We start from the raw sequence: 23,314 nt of genomic DNA, 5'->3' as shown, positions 1-23,314 counted from the left end.
GATGGCTGACGACAAGAAGCTGACGACCCGCGCGGAGAACTTCTCCGACTGGTACAACGAACTGGTGCTGCGCGCCGAGCTGGCGGACTACTCGCCGGTGAAGGGCTCGATGGTCATCCGGCCCAACGGCTACGGCATCTGGGAGCGGATGCAGCGCGCGCTGGACGACATGTTCAAGGCCACGGGCCACGAGAACGCGTACTTCCCGCTGTTCATTCCGCAGAGCTTCCTGAGCAAGGAGGCGCAGCACGTCGAGGGTTTCGCGCCGGAGACGGCGGTGGTGACGCACGGCGGCGGCAAGGAGCTGGAGGAGCCGTTGGTCGTCCGGCCGACGTCGGAGACGATCATCTACCACATGTTCGCGAAGTGGACGCAGAGCTATCGCGACCTGCCGATCCTGATCAACCAGTGGGCGAATGTCGTCCGCTGGGAGATGCGCACGCGGCTCTTCCTGCGCACGCTGGAGTTCCTCTGGCAGGAAGGCCACACGGCGCACGCCACGCACGACGAGGCCGAGGAAGAGGCGCGTCGCATGCTCGGCGTGTATCGCGAGTTCATGGAAGGCTTCATCGCGATGCCGGTGGTGACGGGACAGAAGACCGAGAGCGAGAAGTTCGCCGGCGCGCTGCGCACGTACTCCTGCGAAGCGATGATGCAGGACAACAAGGCGCTGCAGGCCGGCACCTCGCACAACCTCGGGCAGAACTTCGCCAAGGCCTTCGAGCTGCAGTTCCAGGACGAGAAGGGCGACATGGCCTTTGCCTGGAACACGAGCTGGGGCGTGAGCACGCGCATGATCGGCGGGCTGGTGATGACGCACTCCGATGACAACGGCTTGGTGACGCCGCCGCGACTGGCACCCACTGAGGTGGTGATCGTCCCCATCTACAAGTCGGACGACGAACGTGCCCGCGTGGTCGAGGCGGCGCACAAGGCCAAGGCCGAGCTCACGGCGTGGACGGGTCGTGGCGCGACGGACCGCCTGCGGGTGAAGGTGGACGACCGCGACGGCATCAAGCCCGGCGCCAAGTACTACGAGTGGGAGATGCGCGGCGTGCCGCTGCGCCTGGAGATCGGGCCGAAGGACCTGGAGAAGGGCAGCGTGTTCTCCGCGCGTCGCGACATTCGGGCCAAGGCAGCGCTGCCGATGGCCGGCCTGCCGGAGACGGTGGCCAAGTTGCTGGAGACGATCCAGGGCGACCTGCTGGCGGCGGCGAAGGCGCGCCGCGAGGCCAACTCGCACCGCAACGTGACCTCCTATGCGCAGTTCAAGGAGATCATGGAGGGCCCCGGCGGCTTCGTGTACGCGGGATGGAACGGCGATCCGGCGGTGGAGGCCAAGGTGAAGGAGGAGACCAAGGCGACCATCCGCGTGATTCCCGATGCGGAGTTCCGATCGCCTGATGCGCCGACGACCTGCCTCGTGACGGGCGAGCCAGCCAAGCACGAAGTCGTGTGGGCGAAGGCGTACTGATGGCGCAGGGCCTGGAGACCGCGACGGGATTCACGCGACGCAATGGCGAGCTGCACGTCGACGGCGTGCCCTTGTCGCGCATCGCGGAGGTCGCGGGCACGCCGAGCTACGTGTACAGCGCGTCGGTGCTGCGCGAACGGGCGCAGCGGCTGACGCAGGCGTTGGCGGGCATCCCGCATCGCGTGCACTTCGCGGCCAAGGCCAACGGCAGTGCCGCGGTGTTGCGCACGCTGCGCGAGCAGGGCATCGGCGTGGATGTAGTCAGCGGCGGCGAGCTGTTCCAGGCGCTGCGCGCCGGCTTCAAGCCGGAGGACATCGTGTTTGACGGCGTCGGCAAGACGCCGCGCGACATGTCCGAGGCGCTGGACGCGGGCGTGAAGCTGATCAACCTCGAGAGCGAGGACGAGGCGCGCCGACTGTCCGCACTGGCCGTGAAGCGCGGCCGCAACGCCACCGTCGGCCTGCGCGTGAATCCCGACGTCGAGGTGGAGAACGCGCACCACTACATCGCCACGGGCGACAAGGAGCACAAGTTCGGCGTGCCGTTGGACGACGCCGCGCGTGTGGCCCGTGTGATCATGGGACTGCCGGGCCTCACGCTGAGCGGCTTCCACATGCACGTCGGCTCGCAGCTCTTCTCGTATGGCGCCTACGACACGGGCTCGCGCAAGCTCGTGCAGTTGGCGCACACGCTGCGCGGCGAGGGTGCGCCGATCAAGTATCTCGACCTCGGCGGTGGCCTGCCGGTGCCGTATCGTCCCGAGGAGCCGGAGCCGGATCTCGCGGCCTATGCCGAGTTGATGAAGCGCGCCGTGGACGCCCTCGGCGACGTGGAACTAATTCTCGAGCACGGCCGCTACCTCGTGGCCGCCTCAGCGGTGCTGCTCACCGAGGTGCTGTACCGCAAGCACAACGGCGGCGTGGAGTTCGTGGTCTGCGACGCCGGGATGACCGAACTGATTCGCGTCTCGCACTACGATGCGTATCATCACATTGAGCCGGTCGCGCAGCACGGCGGCGAGATCGTGGCCGACGTGGTGGGCCCGGTCTGTGAGAGCGGAGACTTCCTCGGCGTGGATCGCACGCTGCCCGACGTGCCCGCCGGTGCGCTGATGGTCGTGCACACAGTGGGCGCCTACGGCGCGGCAATGGCCTCGCGCTACAACGGCCGCCCCTTCGCGGCCGAGGTGATGGTGGATGGAACACGGTTCGCCGTGGTGACCGAGCGCGAGGCGTACGATGCCCTCGTGCGGCAGGACGTGGTTTCCCCCCAGTGGCAGGAGGCGTGATGCGGATCGGCCTGTTGGCAGACACGCATGATCGGGTTCCGGCGGTGGACGCGCTGTTGCGTGAGTTCCTCAAGCACGAGGTCACCTTCGTGCTGCACGCGGGCGACTACTGCTCGCCGTTCGCGCTGAAGCCCTTCCAGGATCACGGCATCGCCATGGCCGGCATCTTTGGCCGCAATGACGGCGACCCCGAGGGCCTGCGCGGCGCGGCCGCCCAGGGCATGGGCCTCGAACTCTTCGAGTCGCCGCACGCCATGAAGGTCGGTGACCACAAGGTGCTGATCGTGCACGACATCGGTGAGGTCGTGGAGCGCTCCGTGCTCGCGCACTCGATTGTGGTGCACGGCCACACGCACCTGCAGGAAATGAAGACCCGGAACGACACCTTGATCGTGAATCCCGGCGAGGCCTGTGGTTGGCTCTACGGGGCACCGTCCGCGGCGGTGCTTGACCTTGATACCAAGCGCGTCGAGTTCATCAAGCTCGACGGCGCGGAGTGGAAGACGTGACCCACGAAGGCTCGCGCGTCCTGATCCTCGACTGCGGATCGCAGTTCACCCAACTCATCGCCCGCCGCGTCCGTGAGGCGCGCGTGTTCTCGGAGATCCATCCGCCGGACCGCTCGCTGCAGTGGATCAAGGACTGGAAGCCGACGGCGATCATCCTCTCGGGTGGCCCCAGCTCGGTGACCGACGCCGATGCGCCGGACTTCGATCCGGCCATCCTCGACCTCGCGCCGATGCTCGGCGTGTGCTACGGGATGCAGTGGCTGGCGAAGCTCGCCGGCGCCGACGTGAAGGGTGGGGGACGCCGCGAGTACGGACGCGCCGAGATGGAGGTCAAGGAAGCGTCGGGCCTGTTCGCCGGTTTCGACGTCGGTGAGCGCTCCGTGGTGTGGATGTCGCACGGCGACCACGTGGAGACGGTGCCCAAGGGCTACGTGCTCACGGCGGCCAGCGACTCGAACCCGGTGGTCGGCTTTCGCCACGAGTCGAAACCGATCCATGCCATCCAGTTCCACGCCGAGGTGGCGCACTCGGTGCGCGGCGCGGAGATGATCCAGAACTTCCTGTTCCAGGTGGCCAAATGTTCGCCGGACTGGACGCCTGGGCACTTTATCGAGCAGGAAGTCACGCGAATCCGGGAGTTGGTAGGCGACGCGCAGGTGATCTGCGGGCTCTCGGGCGGCGTAGACTCGTCCGTAGCGGCCGCGCTGGTGCACAAGGCGATCGGGGACCAGCTCACCTGCATCTTCGTGGACACGGGCCTGCTGCGCCTCCACGAGCGCGAGCAGGTCGAGCGCACGATGGGGCAGCACCTCGGCATCAAACTGATCACGGTGCGGGCGGAGGATCGCTTCCTGAACGCGCTGAATGGCCTCGACGACCCGGAGAAGAAGCGCAAGGCGATCGGCCACACGTTCATCGACGTGTTCGAGGACGCCAGCGCCGAGGCGGGGAAGGACGCGAAGTTCCTGGTACAGGGCACGCTGTATCCGGACGTGATCGAGTCGGTGAGCGCGAAGGGCGGCCCCAGCGCGACGATCAAGACGCACCACAATGTGGGCGGCCTCAAGCCGGACATGAAGTTCAAGTTGATTGAACCGCTGCGCGAGCTGTTCAAGGACGAGGTGCGGAACGTGGGCCGCGAGCTGGGCCTGCCGGAGGAGATGGTGGGCCGGCATCCGTTCCCGGGGCCTGGCCTGGCGATCCGCGTGCTGGGTGCGGTGGATCCGGTGAACGTCGAGACACTACGACGCGCGGACGCGATCTACCTCGAGGAGATCCGCGCGGCGGGCCTGTACAATGAGATCTGGCAGGCCTTCGCGGTGTTCCTCCCCGTGCGCTCGGTGGGCGTGATGGGAGACGGGCGCACCTACGAGCACGTGATCGCGCTGCGCGCGGTGACGAGCACGGACGGCATGACGGCGGACTGGTACCAGTTCCCGCACGAGGTGCTGGGGCGGATTTCGAACCGCATCATCCGCGAGGTGCGCGGGGTGAACCGCGTGGTCTACGACGTGAGCTCCAAGCCGCCGGCCACGATTGAGTGGGAGTAGGGCAGGGTTTGGTGCGCTGAGCTTTTTTGCCACAGAGGCACAGAGACACAGAGGGTACTCGCGCGAGCCGAGACCTCTGTGTCTTCTTTCTTTGAGTGCTTTGGGGTCTGGTCGCAGGGATCTCTCCCCCCGGACCCCTTAGAATTCCATTGAAGCGGCCACGGCACGATGCACCTGCGCCCCGTGGCCCTCTGTGTCTCTGTGCCTCTGTGGCATCCCCAAGGATTCATCCAAGAGAAGATGCCCGCTCTCACCCACCTGATCCCAAAGAGGCATGAGCTAAGAGAGATGGCGCGCCTCGCGGCGCCCATCGTGCTTGTGAATCTTGGGATGCACGGCATGGGCCTCGTGGACGCGGCGATGCTCGGGCGTGTCTCGGCCGCCGACCTCGCGGCCGGCGGGCTCGGCAACTTCTACTTCTTCGGCGTCGCCATTATTGGGATCGGCATCCTGATGGCGCTCGATCCCGTGATCGCGCAGGGTGTGGGCGCCGAGGACGAGGCGCAGATCGCGCGCGGCATCCAGCGCGGCGTGTTGATGACGGCGCTGATCAGCGTCGTGGTCTCGCTCAGCTTCCTCGCCGCGCGACCCGTGTTCAGTGCGCTGCGCCAGCCGGCCGAGGTCGTGCCGCTCGCCGCGGGCTACGTGCTCTGGAGCATCCCGGGCATGCTGCCGTTCTTCGCGTTCAACATGCTGCGGCAGACGCTGCAGGCCTTCCATCGCGTGTGGCCAGTGGTGCTGTGCGTGGTGGCCGGCAACCTCGCGAATGTGTTCCTCAACTGGGTGCTGATCTTCGGGCACCTGGGATTCGAGCCGGGTGGCGTCATCGGCTCCTCGCAGGGCACGGCCATTGCCCGGTGGGTCATGGCGCTGGTGCTCCTCGCGGCGAGCTGGCGCGAGTTGCGGCCATACCTCACGGCCTGGCGCCCGGAATCGTGGCGCTGGGGTCCGCTGTCGCGGATGTTCCGCCTTGGCTTCCCCATCGGCCTGCAGTTCCTAGCCGAAGCCGGGGCCTTCGGGTTTGCGACGGTCATGAGCGGGTGGTTGGGCACCATCGTCCTGGCCGGGCACGAGATCACGTTGGCGCTGGCGGGCATGACCTTTATGGTGCCCATGGGCGTGGCGGCTGCTGGCTCGGTGATGGTGGGGCGCGCGATCGGGCGCGGCGACGTCGCCGCCTCGCGCCGCGACGCCGTCGCGGCCTTGGTCGTCGGCGTCGGGTTCATGGTGTCGACCGCCATCGTGTTCGCCATCGTACCGAACGGACTCGCCGGGCTCTTCACGGTCGACGCCGCCACGCGGCAGCTCGCCGCGCTGCTGATTCCCATCGCCGCGGTGTTCCAGGTCTTCGACGGCACGCAGGTCATCTCGGCGAGCATCCTGCGCGGCGCGGGGGACACGCGCGTCCCAGCCATCCTACACGCGCTGAGTTTCTGGGCCGTGGGGGTGCCGCTTGGTGCGTGGCTGGCCTTCGGCCGCGGGATGGGCGCGGCCGGCATCTGGTGGGGCCTGACCGCCGGGCTCTCGGCGGCCGCCATCCTCCAGTTGCAGCGCGTGCGGCGGAAGCTCGGACGCGAGGTCGCGCGCGTGATTATCGACCACGCGCACGCGCCCTAGCGGCGCTTCGACCCGCCGAGCAATCCGCCCAAGACGCCGCGCATGATTGAGCGCGAGATGGCCGTCCCCGTGCTGCGGGCCGCGCTCTTGGCCATGATGTCGAGCAGTCCGTCACGCTTGCCGCCGCGCGGGCCGGTGCTGCCGAAGATCAAGCCGCCGAGCGCACCGGCGATGCCGCCGGCGGCTGCGGCGCCGCCTGCGCTCGCCGCACCCCCACCCATCAGGCCGCCACGACCTTGCGCCTGCTGCGGTGCCTGCGCCGCCGCCGACTCGGCGCGTGCCTTCAGGAGTTCGAACGCCGACTCCCGGTCCTGCGCCTGCTCGTACACGCCTGCCACCACTGACTGTTGGATGATGCCCTTGCGCTCGTCGGCGTTGATGGGACCAAAGCGCGAGCCCGGCGCCAACATCCACGCGCGCTCCGTGATGCCCGGGCTGCCCTTGGCGTCGAGCAGCGAGACCAGCGCCTCACCCACTGACAGCTCAAGGATGGCCTGCTCGATGTCGATGGCCGGGTTCGGTCGCATCGTCTCGGCGGTGGCGCGCACCGCCTTCTGGTCGCGCGGCGTGAAGGCGCGCAGGGCGTGCTGGATGCGGTTGCCCAGCTGGCCGAGGACCTTGTCGGGAATGTCGATGGGATTCTGCGTGACGAAGTACACGCCGACACCCTTCGAGCGAATGAGCCGCACCACCAGTTCAACCTTCTCCAGGAGCGCCGCCGGCGCATCAGCGAACAGGAGGTGCGCCTCGTCGAAGAAGAACACCAGCTTGGGCTTCTCCGGATCGCCGACCTCGGGCAGGTTCTCGAACAGCTCGCTGAGCAGCCAAAGCAGGAACGACGCGTAGAGCCGTGGGCTCTGCATCAGCTTGTCGGCGGCGAGGATGTTCACCACGCCGCGGCCATCGACCGTCTGCATCAGGTCGTCGATGTTGAGCATCGGCTCGCCGAAGAACCGCTCGGCGCCCTGCTGTTCGAGCTGCAACAGCCCGCGCTGGATCGCCCCGATGCTGGCCGCCGACACGTTGCCGTATTGCGTCTTGATCTGCGCGGCGTTGTCACCGATGAACTGCAGCATCGAGCGCAGGTCCTTGAGGTCGAGCAACAGCAGGCCGTTGTCGTCGGCGACCTGGAAGGCAATCGACAGCACGCCTTCCTGCGTGTCGTTCAGGTTGAGCAGCCGCGCGAGCAGCAGCGGCCCCATGTCGGAGATGGTCGCGCGCACGGGATGCCCCTGCTCGCCGAACACGTCCCAGAAGGTGACGGGGCACTCGCCGAAGCTCGGTTCGGGGAGCCCGAGTTTCTCGAGCCGCTCCTTGAGCTTCGGGCTCATCTGCCCGCTGGCCGCGAGACCGCTCAAGTCGCCCTTCACATCCGCGAGGAACACTGGCACGCCGATGCGGGAGAACTGCTCGGCCAGCACCTGAAGGGAAATGGTCTTGCCCGTTCCCGTCGCACCCGTGATGCAGCCGTGGCGGTTGGCGAGAGCGGGAAGCAGGGCCAGTTCAGTGGCCGCGTTCTTGGCGATGGTGAGGGGATTGGTCATGGCAGCATTCTGGTGTCGGGGAGTGGGTTTGGGAACTGCTGGCCACAGAGGCACAGAGACACAGAGGGTCTCGAGCGCACCGATGCCTCGGTGCGAAGTCCAACTGCCAGTTCACGAATGGGGCGGCGAACGGATCTCTGCGCCGAGCCACCGTCAGTCCCAAAGAAAGAAGACACAGAGGTCTCGGCTCGGGCCGAAGGTCTCTGTGTCTCTGTGCCTCTGTGGCAAAGCAGTTCGCCTTTTAAACGCCCTTCTCCTTCAGCAACGCCATGAACTGGGCGGGCTCCGTGAGTCCCAGCAGCTTCTCCGGCACGTCCGGCTCCTTGGAGAACTGGGCGATTTTGCCCAGCACCGGGAGGTATTGGTTGGACACCTCCAGCGGCGGCGCGACGATCAGGAAGAAGAAGTGCACCGGCTTGTCATCGATCGCCTTGAAGTCCACGCCGGCCTTCTTGCGGCCGAAGGCCACGCGAAGCTTGCTCACGACGAGCGAGCGGCAGTGGGGGATGGCGATCCCGCGCCCGATGCCTGTGGAGCCGAGGTTCTCCCGGCGCTTGAGCATCTTGTAGAGCATCGCCTCGTCCTTTTCATCGAGGCGGAGGAGCCCGATGAGCTCCTTGATGATGTCGTCCTTGTTGGTGCCCGCGAGTTCGAGTTGAATCGCGTCTTCAGAGAAGAATTCCCGGAGTTCCATAGAGGGGAATGGTAACCCCACCCCCGAGGGCCGTCAAACCGTGATGTTGCAAGCGTTTGGGGCACTTTCTAGCTTTCCCTGAATGGCCTTCCCGTACCCCACCGGCCCCGCCGCCGTCCCCGTGTTCCTGGCCCCGATGGCCGGGGTCTCGGAGTCGCCCTTCCGCCGTCTCTGCCGGCGATGGGGCGCGGATGTCGTCGTCACGGAGTTCCTGTCCGCCGAGGGCATCCGTCGGGAGAACGAGGCCACCATCAACAAGCTGCGCTTCACGCCGGATGAGCACCCGATCGGCGTGCAGATCTTCGGTGCCGAGCCGGACGCGATGCGCGAGGCCGCGGCGCTGGTCACCGATGTGTTCCAGCCGGACTACATCGACATCAATTTTGGTTGCCCGGTCAAGAAGGTCGTGAAGCGAAACGGCGGCTCGGGCTGCCTGCGCGATCTCGACTTGGTGCAGCAGGTGATTCGGGCCGTGATTGCCGGCACGCACCTGCCCGTGACCTGCAAGATTCGCAGTGGCTGGAGCGAGGAGATGCGCGATCCCGTGAAGATCGCGCTCAAGTGCCAGGACGCCGGCGTGAAGGCCATCGCGCTGCACCCGCGCACGCGCACGCAGATGTACACGGGGCACGCGCGCTGGGAGGAGATCGCGGCGGTGAAGGCGGCGATCTCGATTCCGGTGATCGGCAACGGCGACATCAAGACCGCCGAGGACGCGTGGCGCATGCAGCGCGAGACCGGCTGCGACGGTGTGATGATTGCCCGCGGCAGTTTCGGCCAGCCGTGGATCTTCCAGCAGGCGCGGGCGCTGCTCGACGGCAAGCCCGTGCCCGCCACGCCAGGCGTCGAGCAGCGATTCCACATCGCGTTGGAGCACGCGCGGATGGTGCAGGCGTACGAAGCGGATCCGATCGGTGCGGCCATCGAGTTCCGCAAGCACCTTGGCTGGTACGTGAAGGGTCTTCCCAACTCGGCGGACCTGCGCAAGAAGCTGCACGCGGTGAATAGCTTCGACGAGGTCGAGGGCATCTTCGTCGAGTATCTCGCCAGCGACTGGGCGCGCGCGGCGGAAGCCGCATGAGCGCAGGATCCCGCCCATCCGCCCGCAGCCGGCGGCTGCAATGCGGTGATGGTGAGCGCCGATGAGACGTGAACGCGTTCGCGCCCTGCTCGACGATGTCGCGGCAGGGCGCTCGACCGTCGAGGCTGCGCTTGCGCAGCTCGACGCAGCACCCGTGGATGAGCTGCCGTTCGCGACGCTCGATCGCCATCGGGCGCTGCGGCAGGGCTTCCCTGAGGTCGTGTTTGGACAGGGAAAGACTCCCGAGCAGCTGGTGGCCATTACGGAGCGGCTGGCGGAGCACGGCGAGGGATTTCTTGTCACGCGAGTGGACGAGCAGGCGCAGGCGGCACTCGTGAATCGGTGGGCGAAGGCGGAACGCAACGCACTGGCGCGAACAGTGTTGCTGCGTGGCCCCAATCCGCCGGCAAGCGGGACGCGCGGTGTGGCGGTGGTCACCGCCGGCACCAGCGACCTCCCGGTCGCCGAGGAAGCCGCGGTTACACTCGATGCCATCGGGCACCCTGTGCAACGCGTGACCGATGTCGGCGTGGCCGGCATCCATCGCGTGTTGGCGCGTCGCGAGACCTTGGCCGAGGCTGCCGTCGTAATCGTGGTGGCCGGCATGGACGGCGCGTTGCCGTCTGTGGTTGGCGGTCTCGTGCGCGTGCCAGTCATCGCCGTGCCGACCAGCGTGGGCTACGGGGCAGCGTTTGCGGGCCTGGCGCCGCTACTGACCATGCTCAACTCCTGCGCCGCCGGCGTGACGGTCTGCAACATCGACAACGGGTTCGGCGCCGCTGTGGCTGCTGCCCGCATCCTCGAAGGCTGAGGCCGCGACGGTGTTGTGGATCGGGCTGATTGTCGTGGTGGCGGCGGGAGCCTGGCTGCTGCGTCGTCGCGGCGTCCCGCGCCTCGTCTGGCCCGGCGACGACTCGCAGCCGATCGTCGAGCGCTCCTCGGTGCCGCCGTTGCCGATGGCCTCCGAGGAGCAACGGAAGAGCCGCACGCTGCTCACGGCGTTCCGCTCGGACGAGTTCCCCGCGCCGGTGGATGCGGAGCAGGAGGATCGTCGTGTCATCGAGCGAGCGCTGCAGCTGCTCGCCGAACACACGGGCGCCGCGCAGTCCGTGCTCTGGCGACCCGACGACGAGCACGACGGCGTGTTGACGGCGGTCGCGTGGTCGCCGGGTGCGGAGCCGCCGGTCCTGCACGAACAGCACGCGCTGCTCGTGCGGCTGAGCGCGCAGGAGCAGCGTTCCACCTACAATCCCGGTGGCCCGCACCTGGAGGTCGTGTCCGTTGGTGCGATGCTCGGCGTCGAACGCGGGGCGGTCAGCGTGCACTTCCGCGAGCTGCCCGTGGACGACCGCACGACGATCACCGAATGGGTCACGCGGCACGGGCGTGGAATCGCCGACCTCTACGACGCGGTGCGCGCCCGCTCGGTGCTGGCCACGCGCACGAACAAGCTGCGGGCGATGGTGCGCACGGCCACCACGCTGCAGGGCAGCCGCGACCCGATGGCGCTCGAGCGTGGCCTGGTGCGTGATGCCTGCACCGTCACGGGCGCCGAGTGGGCGACGATCGTGCGCTGGAACAATGAGGAACGCCGCGGTGAGCTCTCGCACTCGGGAGAGTCGGCGCCGGACTTCGGGCCGCGTGTGGTGGCGGGCCCATCGTCGTTGGTCGGCGAGGTCTGCAGCTCGGGCCAGCTGCGGGCGTTTCCCGACGCCCGCCCGCTGCACGACCCTGATGAACAGGTCTTCGATCACGTGTCGTTGCCGCACATGGTGCGGTCGTTGTGCATTGCGCCGCTGCGCCGTGGCGGAAACGAGGCCGCAATCGGCGCCATTCTTCTCGGCCACTCGGGACGCGGGCGATTGGCGCACAATGACGCGCACGCGGCCGCTGACCTGGGTGTCATCGCGGCGGGCGCGCTGGAGACCGCGTGGGCGGTGCGTGAGGCGACGGAGCGCGCGCGCACCGATCAGTTGACGGGCTTGCCTAATCGCCGGGCCTTCGACGAAAGCTTTGGGCGGATCGTGGCCGAGACCGATCGCTACGGTGGTGCGATGGCGCTGGTGTTGGCGGACATCGATCACTTCAAGCGTGTGAACGACACGTATGGGCACGAGGCGGGCGACCAGGTGCTCAAGGCGGTCGGTGCTGTCCTCACGGGAGCGCGACGCGGCACCGACGTCGTCGTGCGTCTTGGTGGTGAGGAACTGGCCCTCTTGCTGCCGCAGACCGAGGCGCAGGGCGCCGCCGAGGTGGCGGAGCGCCTGCGGGAGGCGATCGAGGCGCTGCGCGTGCGCACCTCGGCGGGAGAGATCCGCGTGACCTCAAGCTTCGGTGTCGCCCTGTACGAGGCGCGCTCTGGCAGCGCGACCACGTTGTTCGAGCGCGCCGACAAGGCCTTGTATGCGGCCAAGCACGGAGGCCGGAACCGGGTCGAGCTGGACGCATCCTGATTGAACTCCGGAGGCCGTCCGGGTATTCATTCAGTGTACGTCAGGGGGCGACTGGTTTCGATTGTGTAGGTGGCTCCGTGGCTGCGCGCCCAGGTCCTCGGGTCCCTGGTAAAACACTCGGGAAATTCTCAACTGCGAATAACAACTTCGCTCTCGCTGCGTAAAGCCTAGCTTTACCGTAGCAGTGCCTGAGAGGTAGCCCCGCCCGGGGCGGCACTCAGGTATCGCAAATCCGGGCTGGCTTGCTGGCGCGTCCTCCGCCAGCCGGCAAGATCAAGATGGACTCACTGGGGCGACGGCGGCCTGTCGGCCAGCGCACCAGGAAACCAATCGACGGGATACGCGCGTAGACGCTGTGGATGATCTTATGCAAGACGAGGGTTCGAATCCCTCCGCCTCCACTTCTGGGATGAAGGTTGTAGGATGAAGGATGAAGGTGACTACGCGACGGGTGGCCAGGCACTGATGCCGGGCCACCCGTTCGGCGTTTGAGGCAGCTGCGCTCCCGTCAGCTCCCGTCAGCTTCCGTCAGCTTCCATCCTTCATCCTCCATCCTTCATCCAAAAGAAAGCCTCATCACTACCGCCGTCGCCGGGCACGCGCCCTGCAGTTCGGCCGACGCGTGCATCGCCTCGGGCACCTCCGCGCGCGTGATGCGCGTGAAGCCAAAGCGCGGGAACCAGTGCTCCGCAGTCGTGGTGAGCAGCACGAGGTCGCGGATCCCCGTGGCTCGCGCGTGTTCGAGCAGGGCGTGCACGAGTTGTGCGCCGAGTCCGGTGCCGCGCAGGGCAGGCGCGACGACGGCGCTGCGCAGCAGCGCCGAGTCGCCGTAACGCTCAAGGCCGATGGCGCCACGCACGGCATCGCCAGAGTCGGCGACCAAGAAGTCGCGCTGGTTGCCGAAGTCGTCAGGCAGTCCGTCGAGCGGCAAGGAGGCGTCTTCCAGCAGCCGATGGACGGCTGGCGTGTCGCCGGCGAGGGCTGGTCGAATCAGCATAGGGCAGGGCACCGGGTTGCGGCCACAGCCTCAAGATAGCCAGCGGCGGCCCTCGTCGCCGTTCATCAGAGACGGCCGCCGACGGCCGCCACGGCCACACTGCCCGCCACGCCTACGACGAGCGCCCAGAGCGCAGATCGACGCTCAGGCCAAATCGCGACGAGGGCAAGCGTTGCGATGGCGACGTCAGCGCCGGAGTGGAGTGCCTTTGACATCACCGGGTCAATCAACGCCGCCAAGAGCAGTCCGACGACCGCCGCGTTGACGCCCGCGACGAGCCGTCGGGCGGAGCCGGCGTGCGAGAGTCGTTCCCACAACGGCAGCGCGCCAATCAGCAAGAGAAAGCCCGGAGCGAATATGGCGAGCGTGGCCACGAGCGCCCCAGCGGCCGGGTGTGCCGCGGTCGGGATCTGCGCACCGAGGAAGGTGGCGAGTGTGAACATCGGGCCGGGAACTGCCTGCGCCGCGCCGTAGCCCGTAAGAAAGGTCTCCACGGAGACCCAGCCCGGCGAGACCGTGGCGTGTTGCAGCAACGGCAGCACCACGTGGCCACCACCGAAGACCAACGAGCCCGCGCGCCAGAAGACCGCAGCAATGGCGACGAGGGTGGGTTCGGTTGCGGGCAACAGCAGCGCGAGCGCCAGGAGCACCCCGGCGACAACAAGAGCTGCCGCGCCGCCGCGGACTCCGGCGGCAGTTGGCGATGCCGGCATCGCGCCATCCGTCGCGTGAGAGAGGAACACGAGCCCGGCCAAGGCGCCGCCGACGATGACGGCCAACTGCAGCCACGGCAGTGAACCCAGAAGCATCACGGTTGCAGCGACCAAGGCCAGAACGGCACGTGGCAGATCAGGCGTGAGCCGCTGGGCCATCCGGGTCACCCCGTGGGCGACGATCGCCACGGCGGCGAGCGCGAGGCCGTGCAGCACTCGCTCGGCGAACGGTGATTGCAGCCGCGGAAGGCTGGTACCGAAGGCGAAGAGGAGCAATGCCGACGGCAGGGTAAAGGCAACGAACGCCGCGAGAGCGCCGCCCATGCCCGCGCGTCGTAGTCCGATCGCAAAGCCTAGCTGGCTGCTCGCCGGTCCGGGCAGGAACTGGCTGAGCGCCACGAGTTGGGCGAACTGCGCATCGCTCAACCACGCGCGGCGTTCAACGAACTCGCGGCGGAAATAACCGAGGTGCGCAACGGGACCTCCAAATGCGGTGAGGCCCAGTTTCGCGAACGCCCGAAACACCTCCTGCGGAGAACCCGTGCGCCAAGGCATCGTGGAAACTTTCAGACGTACGCAGGCGGGGGCAATACGGAAGACTGTGCGGACTTTGCCTACGCGCGGCAGAGCGGCGCCCGAGCGTTGCTCGACAAAGTCTCGTTGCGCGCTCGAAGACTCTCGACGCCTCCTGTACCGCGGGGCATATTGCGTTCAGCAACCGAATCTGGCCCACCCCCACCACCAGACCGAGAACTCTGGCCATGGCCCAGCATACTTGGCGCTTCTTCCGCGCCGGCGGCTCCGATCAAGTCTCCCTCGAGACCGCCGATGACCTCCGTAACCTCCGCCAGCTCGACCAGAAGCTGTGGGTCGCGCTCGCCTGTCCGGTGAAAGGCCTGGAGTTCGACGACCGCACACTGGAGCTGATCGACGCCGACGGCGACGGACGCATCCGTGTGCCCGAGCTGCTCACGGCCGTGGAATGGGCCTGCAGCATGCTCAAGGACCCCGCTGTCCTGTTCACGGGTGGGGATCTCGCCCTCGCGTCCATCAATGACGCCAGCGAGGATGGCGCGCGTCTCAAGGCATCGGCGCAGGCCATCCTTCGCAACCTCGAGAAGCCGGACGCCACCAGCATCGGCGTCGGCGACACGATGAAGCGTGATGTCGTCTTCTCACATTCGCGATTCAATGGAGACGGCGTGGTGGTGCTCGACAGCATCACGGACGAAGGGGATCGCAAGGTGGCCGAGGAGATCCTGGCGACGCAGGGACCGGTCGTGGATCGCAGCGGGCGACCGGGTGTGACGTCAGACACTGTGAAAGCCTTCTTCGAGGACTGTGTCGCGTTCGCGGGTTGGTACGGGCGAGCAGAGCAGGAGCAGGCCGCCTTGCTGCCGCTTGGGGAAGCGACGATGGCTGCCGTCGCGGCTCTGCAGGCGGTGCGCCCCAAGATTGATGACTACTTCGGCCGCTGTCGGCTCGCGGCGTTCGACGCACGGGCTGCCGGAGCGCTGAACCGCGCCGAGGCGGAGTACGCCGAGATCGCGGCCAAGGACCTGCATATCTCGGCTGACGAGGTCGCGGGCTTCCCACTGGCACGCATCGAGGCGGGTCGTGCGTTGCCGCTCGCCGAGGGCGTCAATCCCGCGTGGGCGGCCAAGCTGTCGACATTCGCGAGCGCGGCAGTGACGCCGGTCCTCGGTCAGCGCAGTACGCTGTCGGAAGCCGATTGGGCGCAGCTACAGGCGAAGTTCGCGGACCACGAGGCCTGGACGGCCGGCAAGGCAGGACACAAGGTGGAAAGCCTGGGTATCGCGCGTGTGCGCGCGATCCTCGCGGGCGGCAGCCGTGCGGCGCTCGATGCCTTGATCGCCGAGGACGCGAAGCTCGCCCCGGCGATGAACGCGATCGACAACGTCGAGCGGCTCGCCCGCTATCATCGCGACCTGGTCTCGCTGCTCAACAACTTCGTGGCCTTCCGCGACTTCTATGGTCGCGTGCGGCCCGCGGTGTTCCAAGCCGGCACTTTGTATCTGGACGGCCGCAGCTGTGATCTCTGTGTGCGCGTGGATGACGCGGGCAAACACGCCGCGCTCGCTGGCTTGGCCAAGTGCTATCTGGCCTACTGCAACCTCTCGCGCAGCAGTGGCGAGAAGATGACCATCGCCGCGGCTTTCACCGGCGGTGACGCGGACTTCCTGATGGTCGGCCGCAACGGCGTCTTCTACGACCGAGACGGCCGCGATTGGGATGCGACCATCACGAAGGTCGTGGAGAATCCCATTAGCATCCGGCAGGCCTTCTGGTCGCCGTATAAGAAGCTGGTGCGATTGATCGAAGAGCAGGTGGCCAAGCGCGCGGCGGCGGGGGAGTCCGCGGCGGACGCGAAGCTCGGCGCGGCCGCCTCGTCCACGGCCAATGTTGACAAGGCTGCGAAGGCCGAAGGGCCCAAGAAGATCGATGTGGGAACTGTGGCAGCGCTCGGCGTGGCCTTCGGTGCCATCGGCACCTTCCTCGCCACGATGGTGGGTTATCTCACCGGGATTCTGACGCTCCCGTTCTGGCAGGTCTGCCTGGCCTTGGCCGGCATCCTGCTCGTGATCTCCACGCCGTCGATGTTGATCGCCTGGCTCAAGCTCCGGCAGCGAAACCTCGGGCCGATTCTCGACGCCAACGGCTGGGCCGTGAACGGCCGCGTGAAGATGAACGTGCCATTTGGCGGCGCGCTCACGAAGGAAGCCGAACTGCCATCCGGCGCTGGCTCGAGCTTCGCCGTGAAGTACCCCGAGCCACCCACCGCACTGCCGCGCTTGGTCGCGCTGGTGGTGATCATCGCCTTCCTGATCAGCTTGGCGAACTACTTTGGCGTCGGTGGGGAGGGCGGTCTGCTCTCAAGCCTGCTGTCGCCGTGACCGCTCAGGCAGCCGCTCGGCGCGCGATGCACTCGATCTCGACCCGCGCGCCGAGCGGCAGTCCCGCCACCGCGACCGTGGTACGCGCGGGGTGGGGCGCCGCGAATCGCTCGCCGTAGGCCGCGTTCATCGCCGCAAAGTCCGCCATGTCGGTCAGGTAGACATTGCACTTGATGACGTCGGCGAGCGACAGGCCCGCGGCGGCAAGCACGGCGGCCAGGTTGTCGAACACGCGATGTGTCTGCGCGCCGACATCGCCGTCGATCAGGCGACCGGTCGATGGATCAATCGGCGTCTGGCCGGAGCAGAAGAGCTCGTGGCCGTTCCAAATGGCCTGCGAGTAGGGGCCGATCGCCTTGGGCGCATCGGCGGCGGACACGGATTGGCGGGTCGTCATGCGCCAAAGCTATCGCGAGCGCGCCGTGGACGGCGAGGAGCCACGCGCCGGAGTTGCCAACGGGACCCGACGAGGAACCGGCGCGAACCCTGCGCCACGGGACCGCTTACGCGAGAAAGCTGCGCGACTTCTCGTGGACCTTCGGGATGTCGGCGATGATCTCGTCCACCTCGCGCGGCGGGATGCCCAGCTGCTCGAGCGCAGCACGCGCCGTCAGCATGGGGCGGCCCTCGAACGGCAGCTCCGCGCCGGCCTCCCAGCACAGCGACTCCGCGGTCTCCACGATCTCCGCCAGCTGGCGGCAGGAGTCGGGCGCCGAGGTCGGGTGGTGATGGTGCGCGACGGTCTCGCCGACCACGGCGGGGAGGGACCAGCGGCCCAACAGCAATCCGGCGATGGCGCCGTGGTCGAGGCCGAGGTGCTCTTCCTCGAAGGGCCAGAGCTCGGCCTCGGGGTCGGGCCGATGCTGCAGCAGCTCCGCCAGGTCCTCGGCGAAGTGTTGGTCGAGGATGAGCAGGCCCACGTCGTGCAGCAGGCCAACCGTGTACGCGTCCTCGGGCGTGATGTCGCGCGCCAGTCCGATGCGGTCCCACAGCTGGGCGACGATCGTCGCCACCGTGACCGAGTGTGCCCAGAACACGCGATGGTCCAGCGTGCCCTTCTGCCGGCCGGCAAAGGCATTCACGATGGACAGCACCAAGCAGACCGCCCGCACTTGGTTCATGCCCATTCGCGTGATGGCCGCGTTGATGGACGTGATGGCCTGGCCGCCGCGCGAGAACGCGGCGCTGTTGGCCGCGCGCAGAAGGCGCGCGGTCAGGGCCGGGTCGCCCTCGATGACGGCCGCGACGTCACCGGCGCCCTTCGACGGGTCGTCGAGGACGCGGTGCAGGCGGAGGACGATTGTCGGGAGCGTCGGCAGGTCCTCACCACGGTTGATGAGGCCTGTCAGTCGGTCGAAGATGTAAGCCACGGTTCGGATTCAGGGGACGACACCGGAAGTATCGGCAGGACTTCGGGTTGGATGACCAAAGCGGCTGCGGCGTGCTAGGTTCTGTCGCGCGACTCCTGACCCCTCCGGCCCCACCCCCGATGAAGCGCCTTCCCCTGCTTCCGTGGCTTGTGCTCCCTGCCACTATTCTCACGTTCGGTGCCACCGCGGCGGCGCAGTCGGCTCCACGCACCCGCGCGATGGACGACCTCAATTGGATGGAGTTCGCCGAGCTGGTCCCGGCACGGGTCAAGACGGTCATCCTGACCGTCGGTACGCTGGAGCCGCACGGCGTGGTCAACAACGGGGCGGACAACACGGCTCCCGTGGCGATTGCCAGGGGCATCGCGGCGGACGCCGGCATCAACGCGCTGATCGCCCCGCACCTGCCGTACGGCATCACCGGTGCCATGGCACCGTACCCCGGCGCCTTCGCCATCCCCGAGGAGGCGTATCGCCCGTTCATCCGAGCGGTGCTTGACGGGCTGTCGGGCAACAAGTTCCGGGACATCATCATCATCAACGGTCACGGCGGGCCACAGACGGCCATCCTCAACGAGGTGGCACGTGAGGTCTCGCTGGCGCGTGGGGTGAACACCTTGGTCATCAACTGGTGGTCGCTGACCACGGACATCTCACGTGAGGTGTTCGGTTCGGATGGCGGCCACGCCGGCGTGAACGAGACGGCGTTCATCCAGGCCACGGATTCGAGCCTCCTGCGACGCGAGCGCTACACCGGGCCGGACATGGCGACGCCAAACCCCGTCGCTGGCGCCTGGTCGGCCGTACCGTTTCCCTCGAGCATCACGCTGTACAATCCGGGCTCGGGCTGGCCGACGGACTTCGACCCCGTGAAGGCGCGACGGTACCAGCAGGCGGTCATAGCCCGTGTGCGCGACCTAGTGCGGGACACGATCGCGAAGTGGCGACGCGCGGGGTTCTAGCGAGCGAAGGCACGTTTGCCTCCGCGTCGCGAGCCCCGTGCGCCGAGAGGCGCAGCGATTCCTACGCCTTGACCGCCTGCGCCGCCGCCAGCCGCGCGATCGGCACGCGAAACGGCGAGCAGCTCACGTAGTCCAAGCCCGTGTCGTGGCAGAAGCCCACGGACTTGGGCTCGCCTCCGTGCTCGCCACAGATGCCGACCTTGAGGCCGTCGCGTGAGGCGCGGCCGTCGCGCGTGGCGGCGGAGATGAGCCGGCCCACACCCTCCACGTCCAGCACCTGGAAGGGATCCTCGGCGTAGATGCCGCGCTCCACATAGAGCGGCAGGAAACGGCCGGCGTCGTCTCGGCTCAAGCCGAGCGTGGTCTGCGTGAGGTCGTTGGTGCCAAAGGAGAAGAACTCCGCCTCCTTGGCGATCTCGCCCGCCGTCAGGGCGGCGCGCGGCAGTTCGATCATCGTGCCGCAGAGGTAGGCGACCTTCACGCCCGTCTCGCTGGCCACGCGCTCGGCCATACGGTCTACGATGGCCTTCTGGTGCCGGAACTCGCGCACCGTGCTCACCAAGGGGATCATCACCTCGGGCTGAACCTTGATGCCGCGCTGCTGACACGCCGCAGCGGCCTCGAAGATGGCCCGCGCTTGCATCTCCGTGATCTCGGGATACGTGACGCCGAGTCGGCAGCCGCGGTGTCCAAGCATCGGGTTGGACTCGCGCAGGGACTCGACCACGCGCATCAGCTCGCGGCGCGTGACGCCGACGCGGCGGGCCAGGAGCTTGGCTTCCTCGCCGCCGTGCGGCAGGAACTCGTGCAGCGGCGGGTCCAGTAGGCGGATGGTGACGGGGAAGCCATCCATCGCCGCGAAGATTCCCTCGAAGTCCCCGCGCTGCATGGGCAGCAGTCGCGCGAGGGCACGGCGGCGGCCGCCCTCATCGTGCGCCACGATCATCTCGCGCATCACGTGGATGCGATCGCCATCGAAGAACATGTGCTCGGTGCGGCAGAGCCCGATGCCCTCGGCGCCGAAGCCGCGGGCCACCGTCGCGTCGTGTGGCGTGTCGGCGTTGGCGCGCACCTTGAGTCGGCGGCGCTCGTCCGCCCACTGCAGCAGTTCGGCGAATCCCTGATAGACCGGCGCATCCTTCGCCGCGAGTGTCCCGGCGTTCACCTGCATCACCTCGCTGGGCATCGTCGGCAGGTCGCCGAGGAAGACTTCGCCGGTGCCGCCGTCGAGTGTGATCCAGTCGCCTTCCTCGACCTCTGTCTCGCCGACGAGGAATCGCCGCTTGCCAACCTGCACCTGCATCGCATCGCAGCCGACGACGGCGCACTTGCCCATGCCGCGCGCCACGACGGCGGCGTGCGAGGTCATACCGCCGCGCGCCGTGAGCACGGCCCGCGCGGCCACGATGCCGTGGAAATCCTCGGGCGTGGTCTCGTCCCGCACGAGGATGACGTGGTCGCCGCGCGCTGCACGCGACTCGGCCTCGTCGGCGTCGAACACGGCGATGCCACTTGCCGCGCCGGGGGAGGCGGGCAGGCCCTTGCACAGCACGCCGTGCTTGGTGGAATGATCGATGATCGGATGCAGCAGCTGATCGAGCTGTCGCGCCGGCACACGCGCCAGGGCCTCGGCCTTGCCGATCAGACCCTCGGACACGAGCTCCCGCGCAATGCGCACGGCCGCGGCTGCCGTGCGCTTGCCGGTGCGCGTCTGCAGGAGGTACAGCTTGCCGCGCTCCACCGTGAACTCGAGGTCCTGCATGTCGCGGAAATGCGTTTCGATCAATGCCTGCGTGCGCAGCAGGTCCTTGTAGGCCTGTGGCAGGCGCTCGCCCATCTGGTCGATCGGTTCCGGCGTGCGGATGCCCGCCACCACGTCCTCGCCCTGCGCATTCACCAGGAACTCGCCGTAGAAACGCTTTTCACCCGTGCTGGGATCGCGTGTGAAGGCCACACCGGTGCCGGAGTCGTCGCCGAGGTTGCCGAAGACCATCGCCACGATGTTCACCGCCGTGCCCGGCGTCTCGCCGATGCCGTTCACGCGGCGGTAGTCGACCGCCTTCTTGAGCGTCCACGAGCGCCAGACGGCCTCGATGGCGCCCCAGAGTTGCTCCCGCGGGTCGTGCGGAAACGCCTTGCCGGTGGCGGACTTGATGAGCGCCTGGTACTCCCCGACCAAGGCCTGCAGCGCCTCGGCGGGCAGTTGCGCGTCCGTCTTGGCGCCGCTCGTGAGCCGCTTGGCGGCCAACAGGTGCTCGAAGTCGGCGAAGGGCACGCCGAGCACCACATCGCCGTACATCTGCAGCAATCGCCGATACGAATCGTAGGCGAAGCGCGGACTGCCGCTCTGCTCAGCCAGCCCGCGCACGGTGTCGTCGTTGAGCCCGAGGTTGAGGATGGTTTCCATCATGCCCGGCATCGAGACGCGGGCACCGGAACGCACGGAGACGAGCAGGGGATTCTGCGCGTCGCCGAGCTTGCGGCCCGCGGCTTCCTCAAGGCGCGCGAGGGAACGTTCGACCTCAGCCGGCAGTCCCTCGGGGATCTTCCGCGTCGCGAGGAAGGCATCGCAGAGCGTACACGCGATGGTGAAGCCCGGCGGGACGGGCACGCCGAGGTTGGTCATCTCCGCGAGGTTCGCGCCCTTGCCGCCGAGCAGGTCGCGATCGGCGGCGGTCGCCTCGGCTTTGCCGTTGCCGAAGAAGAAGACGGACTTTGAACTTGTATCGGGCACTGCAGGTCCTCCCGCCGAAAGGCGGTGGGCCGCTACTTGCGACGGAGCGTGACCGGTCCGGTGCTGGGCGGCTTGGTGGGGTATTGCCCCGAAAAACAGGCGTGGCAGAAGCCGTCGGGGCCGCCGGGGACGGCGCCGAGCATGCCCTCAAGGGAGAGATAGCCCAAGGTGTCCACGCCGATGATCCGGGCGATCTCCTCGACGTCGTGCTTGGCCGCGATCAACTGGTCGCGGTCCGGGGTGTCGATGCCATACCAGCAGGGTCCCGTGATTGGGGGCGATGACACCCGCATATGCACTTCCCGTGCCCCGGCCCCGCGGATCAGCGAGACGAGCCCCTTGGTTGTCGTTCCACGGACGATGGAATCGTCCACCATCACGACCGACTTGCCCTCGAGGATCTCGCGCACTGGGTTGTACTTGACCTTCACCTTGGCGTCACGGCCCGACTGCGTGGGCTGGATGAACGTGCGGCCCACGTAGTGGTTGCGGATGAGCGCCAGTTCCTGCGGCAGGCCACTCACCTCGGCGAAGCCAAGCGCAGCCGAGTTGGACGAGTCCGGCACGGCGAACACGAGATCGGCGCCGGGCACGGGGTGCTCCTGCGCGAGGCGGCGGCCCAACGCGCGTCGCGCGCGGTCCACGCTGCCGCCGAACACACGTGAGTCGGGGCGGGCGAAGTAGACATACTCGAACACGCAGCGGTGCAACTTCGATGCCGCGCCGCGCTCCAGCGTGCGCATCGTGCCGTCGGGCGCGATGGCGATGATCTCGCCGGGCTTCACGTCGCGCTCGACCGTCGCACCCACGATGTCGAGCGCGCAGGTCTCCGACGCGAACACGTAGGCGCCGTTCAGCCGGCCCATCACCAGCGGGCGCCAGCCCAAGGGATCGCGCGCGGCGACCAGCGTGTCGCCGATCATCACCAGCAGGGAATACGCGCCCTCCACACCGTCCAGCGCCTCGGCGAGCTTCTCTTCGGGCCTTTCCGCCCGCGACTTGGCGAGGCGGTGCACCACGACCTCGGAGTCCGCGGACGAACTGAAGATGGAGCCCTCGTCCTCCAGGGCGCCGCGCAGCTCGACCGCGTTCGTCAGGTTCCCGTTGTGCGCCAGCGAGATGTGGCCACCCTTGAAGCGCACCAGCGCGGGTTGCGCGTTCTCGATGCTGCTGGACCCTGCCGTGGAGTAGCGCGTGTGGCCGAGGGCCATCGGCCCCGTGAGGGTGCGCATCTTCTCGGCCGAGAACTGGTCCGAGACCAGGCCCATCGCGCGGATGGCGTGCACGTCGCCGTCATCGACGGCCACGATGCCCGCGGACTCTTGTCCGCGATGCTGCAGCGAGTACAGGCCGAGGTGCGTGAGGGCCGCCGCCTCGTGGTGTCCGCTGATTCCAAAGATGCCGCACATGGC

General features: G+C 67.7%; 18 protein-coding genes and 1 other RNA gene. 11 read left to right on the top strand and 8 right to left on the bottom strand.

Annotated elements, in window-relative coordinates:
* Position 1 precedes the first annotated feature (1 nt).
* The 5 genes from proS to KF709_00515 all read left to right on the top strand — a co-directional run bounded on the left by proS (position 2) and on the right by KF709_00515 (position 6,439).
* Positions 2-1,474: a proline--tRNA ligase gene (proS, locus tag KF709_00535; protein ID MBX3172875.1), complete on the top strand. Its 1,473-nt coding sequence runs from the start codon at positions 2-4 to the stop codon at positions 1,472-1,474.
* Entirely contained in the window at positions 1,474-2,763 is a 1,290-nt protein-coding gene (lysA, locus tag KF709_00530; GenBank protein ID MBX3172874.1) for a diaminopimelate decarboxylase, read from the top strand. The genes proS and lysA overlap by 1 nt, the downstream gene beginning before the upstream one ends.
* Complete coding sequence (locus KF709_00525; protein MBX3172873.1) at positions 2,763-3,272, top strand: YfcE family phosphodiesterase; 510 nt, start codon at positions 2,763-2,765, stop codon at positions 3,270-3,272. Before lysA ends, KF709_00525 begins: the two co-directional genes overlap by 1 nt.
* Entirely contained in the window at positions 3,269-4,822 is a 1,554-nt protein-coding gene (gene guaA / locus KF709_00520; protein ID MBX3172872.1) for a glutamine-hydrolyzing GMP synthase, read from the top strand. Before KF709_00525 ends, guaA begins: the two co-directional genes overlap by 4 nt.
* A 288-nt stretch (positions 4,823-5,110) precedes the next feature.
* Entirely contained in the window at positions 5,111-6,439 is a 1,329-nt protein-coding gene (locus KF709_00515) for an MATE family efflux transporter (protein MBX3172871.1), read from the top strand.
* On the opposite strand, the gene KF709_00510 is transcribed toward KF709_00515, so the two are convergent.
* Together KF709_00510 and KF709_00505 are read right to left on the bottom strand one after the other, a co-directional pair.
* Positions 6,436-7,983, bottom strand: a complete 1,548-nt coding sequence (locus tag KF709_00510) for a DUF853 family protein (GenBank protein ID MBX3172870.1) — start codon at positions 7,981-7,983, stop codon at positions 6,436-6,438. The genes KF709_00515 and KF709_00510 overlap by 4 nt on opposite strands.
* A 241-nt stretch (positions 7,984-8,224) precedes the next feature.
* A complete protein-coding gene (locus KF709_00505) occupies positions 8,225-8,677 on the bottom strand; it encodes a PTS sugar transporter subunit IIA (protein ID MBX3172869.1) in 453 nt (150 codons plus the stop codon).
* Positions 8,678-8,759: 82 nt separating this feature from the next.
* Here KF709_00505 and dusB point away from each other — a divergent pair, with 82 nt between their 5' ends.
* The 4 genes from dusB to ssrA all read left to right on the top strand — a co-directional run bounded on the left by dusB (position 8,760) and on the right by ssrA (position 12,615).
* Positions 8,760-9,758: a tRNA dihydrouridine synthase DusB gene (gene dusB / locus KF709_00500; protein ID MBX3172868.1), complete on the top strand. Its 999-nt coding sequence runs from the start codon at positions 8,760-8,762 to the stop codon at positions 9,756-9,758.
* Positions 9,759-9,819: 61 nt separating this feature from the next.
* Positions 9,820-10,569, top strand: a complete 750-nt coding sequence (larB, locus tag KF709_00495) for a nickel pincer cofactor biosynthesis protein LarB (protein ID MBX3172867.1) — start codon at positions 9,820-9,822, stop codon at positions 10,567-10,569.
* Between the two features lie 10 nt (positions 10,570-10,579).
* Complete coding sequence (locus tag KF709_00490) at positions 10,580-12,211, top strand: GGDEF domain-containing protein (protein MBX3172866.1); 1,632 nt, start codon at positions 10,580-10,582, stop codon at positions 12,209-12,211.
* Positions 12,212-12,254: 43 nt separating this feature from the next.
* Positions 12,255-12,615: a transfer-messenger RNA gene (ssrA, locus tag KF709_00485) on the top strand.
* Between the two features lie 152 nt (positions 12,616-12,767).
* On the opposite strand, the gene KF709_00480 is transcribed toward ssrA, so the two are convergent.
* Both KF709_00480 and chrA read right to left on the bottom strand, forming a co-directional pair.
* Positions 12,768-13,208 (bottom strand): GNAT family N-acetyltransferase, encoded by a 441-nt coding sequence (locus KF709_00480; protein MBX3172865.1) that lies wholly within the window; start codon positions 13,206-13,208, stop codon positions 12,768-12,770.
* A gap of 65 nt (positions 13,209-13,273) precedes the next feature.
* Complete coding sequence (chrA, locus tag KF709_00475; protein ID MBX3172864.1) at positions 13,274-14,476, bottom strand: chromate efflux transporter; 1,203 nt, start codon at positions 14,474-14,476, stop codon at positions 13,274-13,276.
* A gap of 206 nt (positions 14,477-14,682) precedes the next feature.
* On the opposite strand from chrA, the gene KF709_00470 reads away from it, so the two are divergent.
* Entirely contained in the window at positions 14,683-16,836 is a 2,154-nt protein-coding gene (locus KF709_00470; protein MBX3172863.1) for a hypothetical protein, read from the top strand.
* 4 nt (positions 16,837-16,840) lie between these two features.
* On the opposite strand, the gene KF709_00465 is transcribed toward KF709_00470, so the two are convergent.
* Both KF709_00465 and KF709_00460 read right to left on the bottom strand, forming a co-directional pair.
* The gene (locus KF709_00465; protein MBX3172862.1) at positions 16,841-17,233 is read right to left on the bottom strand and encodes a Rid family detoxifying hydrolase; all 393 of its coding nucleotides are present in this window, start codon (positions 17,231-17,233) and stop codon (positions 16,841-16,843) included.
* 106 nt (positions 17,234-17,339) lie between these two features.
* Positions 17,340-18,206: an HDOD domain-containing protein gene (locus KF709_00460; protein MBX3172861.1), complete on the bottom strand. Its 867-nt coding sequence runs from the start codon at positions 18,204-18,206 to the stop codon at positions 17,340-17,342.
* 149 nt (positions 18,207-18,355) lie between these two features.
* On the opposite strand from KF709_00460, the gene KF709_00455 reads away from it, so the two are divergent.
* Complete coding sequence (locus tag KF709_00455; protein MBX3172860.1) at positions 18,356-19,168, top strand: creatininase family protein; 813 nt, start codon at positions 18,356-18,358, stop codon at positions 19,166-19,168.
* Positions 19,169-19,229: 61 nt separating this feature from the next.
* On the opposite strand, the gene ppdK is transcribed toward KF709_00455, so the two are convergent.
* Together ppdK and KF709_00445 are read right to left on the bottom strand one after the other, a co-directional pair.
* Complete coding sequence (gene ppdK, locus KF709_00450; protein MBX3172859.1) at positions 19,230-21,902, bottom strand: pyruvate, phosphate dikinase; 2,673 nt, start codon at positions 21,900-21,902, stop codon at positions 19,230-19,232.
* A gap of 32 nt (positions 21,903-21,934) precedes the next feature.
* Positions 21,935-23,311 (bottom strand): amidophosphoribosyltransferase, encoded by a 1,377-nt coding sequence (locus KF709_00445; protein ID MBX3172858.1) that lies wholly within the window; start codon positions 23,309-23,311, stop codon positions 21,935-21,937.
* Positions 23,312-23,314: the final 3 nt, after the last annotated feature.

The organism is Gemmatimonadaceae bacterium (genome assembly GCA_019637445.1).
Classification (GTDB): Bacteria; Gemmatimonadota; Gemmatimonadetes; order Gemmatimonadales; family Gemmatimonadaceae; genus Pseudogemmatithrix.
The sequence above is the reverse complement of the archived record's forward strand: the minus strand, read 5'-3'. Positions and strand labels throughout refer to the sequence as shown.

Excerpts from the sequence above, each read along its gene's own strand:
- proS (MBX3172875.1), top strand. The coding sequence starts at position 2 with ATGGCTGACGACAAGAAGCTGACGACCCGCGCGGAGAACTTCTCCGAC.
- lysA (MBX3172874.1), top strand. The coding sequence starts at position 1,474 with ATGGCGCAGGGCCTGGAGACCGCGACGGGATTCACGCGACGCAATGGC.
- KF709_00525 (MBX3172873.1), top strand. The coding sequence starts at position 2,763 with ATGCGGATCGGCCTGTTGGCAGACACGCATGATCGGGTTCCGGCGGTG.
- KF709_00515 (MBX3172871.1), top strand. The coding sequence starts at position 5,111 with ATGGCGCGCCTCGCGGCGCCCATCGTGCTTGTGAATCTTGGGATGCAC.
- KF709_00510 (MBX3172870.1), bottom strand. The coding sequence starts at position 7,983 with ATGACCAATCCCCTCACCATCGCCAAGAACGCGGCCACTGAACTGGCC.
- KF709_00505 (MBX3172869.1), bottom strand. The coding sequence starts at position 8,677 with ATGGAACTCCGGGAATTCTTCTCTGAAGACGCGATTCAACTCGAACTC.
- dusB (MBX3172868.1), top strand. The coding sequence starts at position 8,760 with ATGGCCTTCCCGTACCCCACCGGCCCCGCCGCCGTCCCCGTGTTCCTG.
- larB (MBX3172867.1), top strand. The coding sequence starts at position 9,820 with ATGAGACGTGAACGCGTTCGCGCCCTGCTCGACGATGTCGCGGCAGGG.
- KF709_00480 (MBX3172865.1), bottom strand. The coding sequence starts at position 13,208 with ATGCTGATTCGACCAGCCCTCGCCGGCGACACGCCAGCCGTCCATCGG.
- chrA (MBX3172864.1), bottom strand. The coding sequence starts at position 14,476 with ATGCCTTGGCGCACGGGTTCTCCGCAGGAGGTGTTTCGGGCGTTCGCG.
- KF709_00470 (MBX3172863.1), top strand. The coding sequence starts at position 14,683 with ATGGCCCAGCATACTTGGCGCTTCTTCCGCGCCGGCGGCTCCGATCAA.
- KF709_00465 (MBX3172862.1), bottom strand. The coding sequence starts at position 17,233 with ATGACGACCCGCCAATCCGTGTCCGCCGCCGATGCGCCCAAGGCGATC.
- KF709_00445 (MBX3172858.1), bottom strand. The coding sequence starts at position 23,311 with ATGTGCGGCATCTTTGGAATCAGCGGACACCACGAGGCGGCGGCCCTC.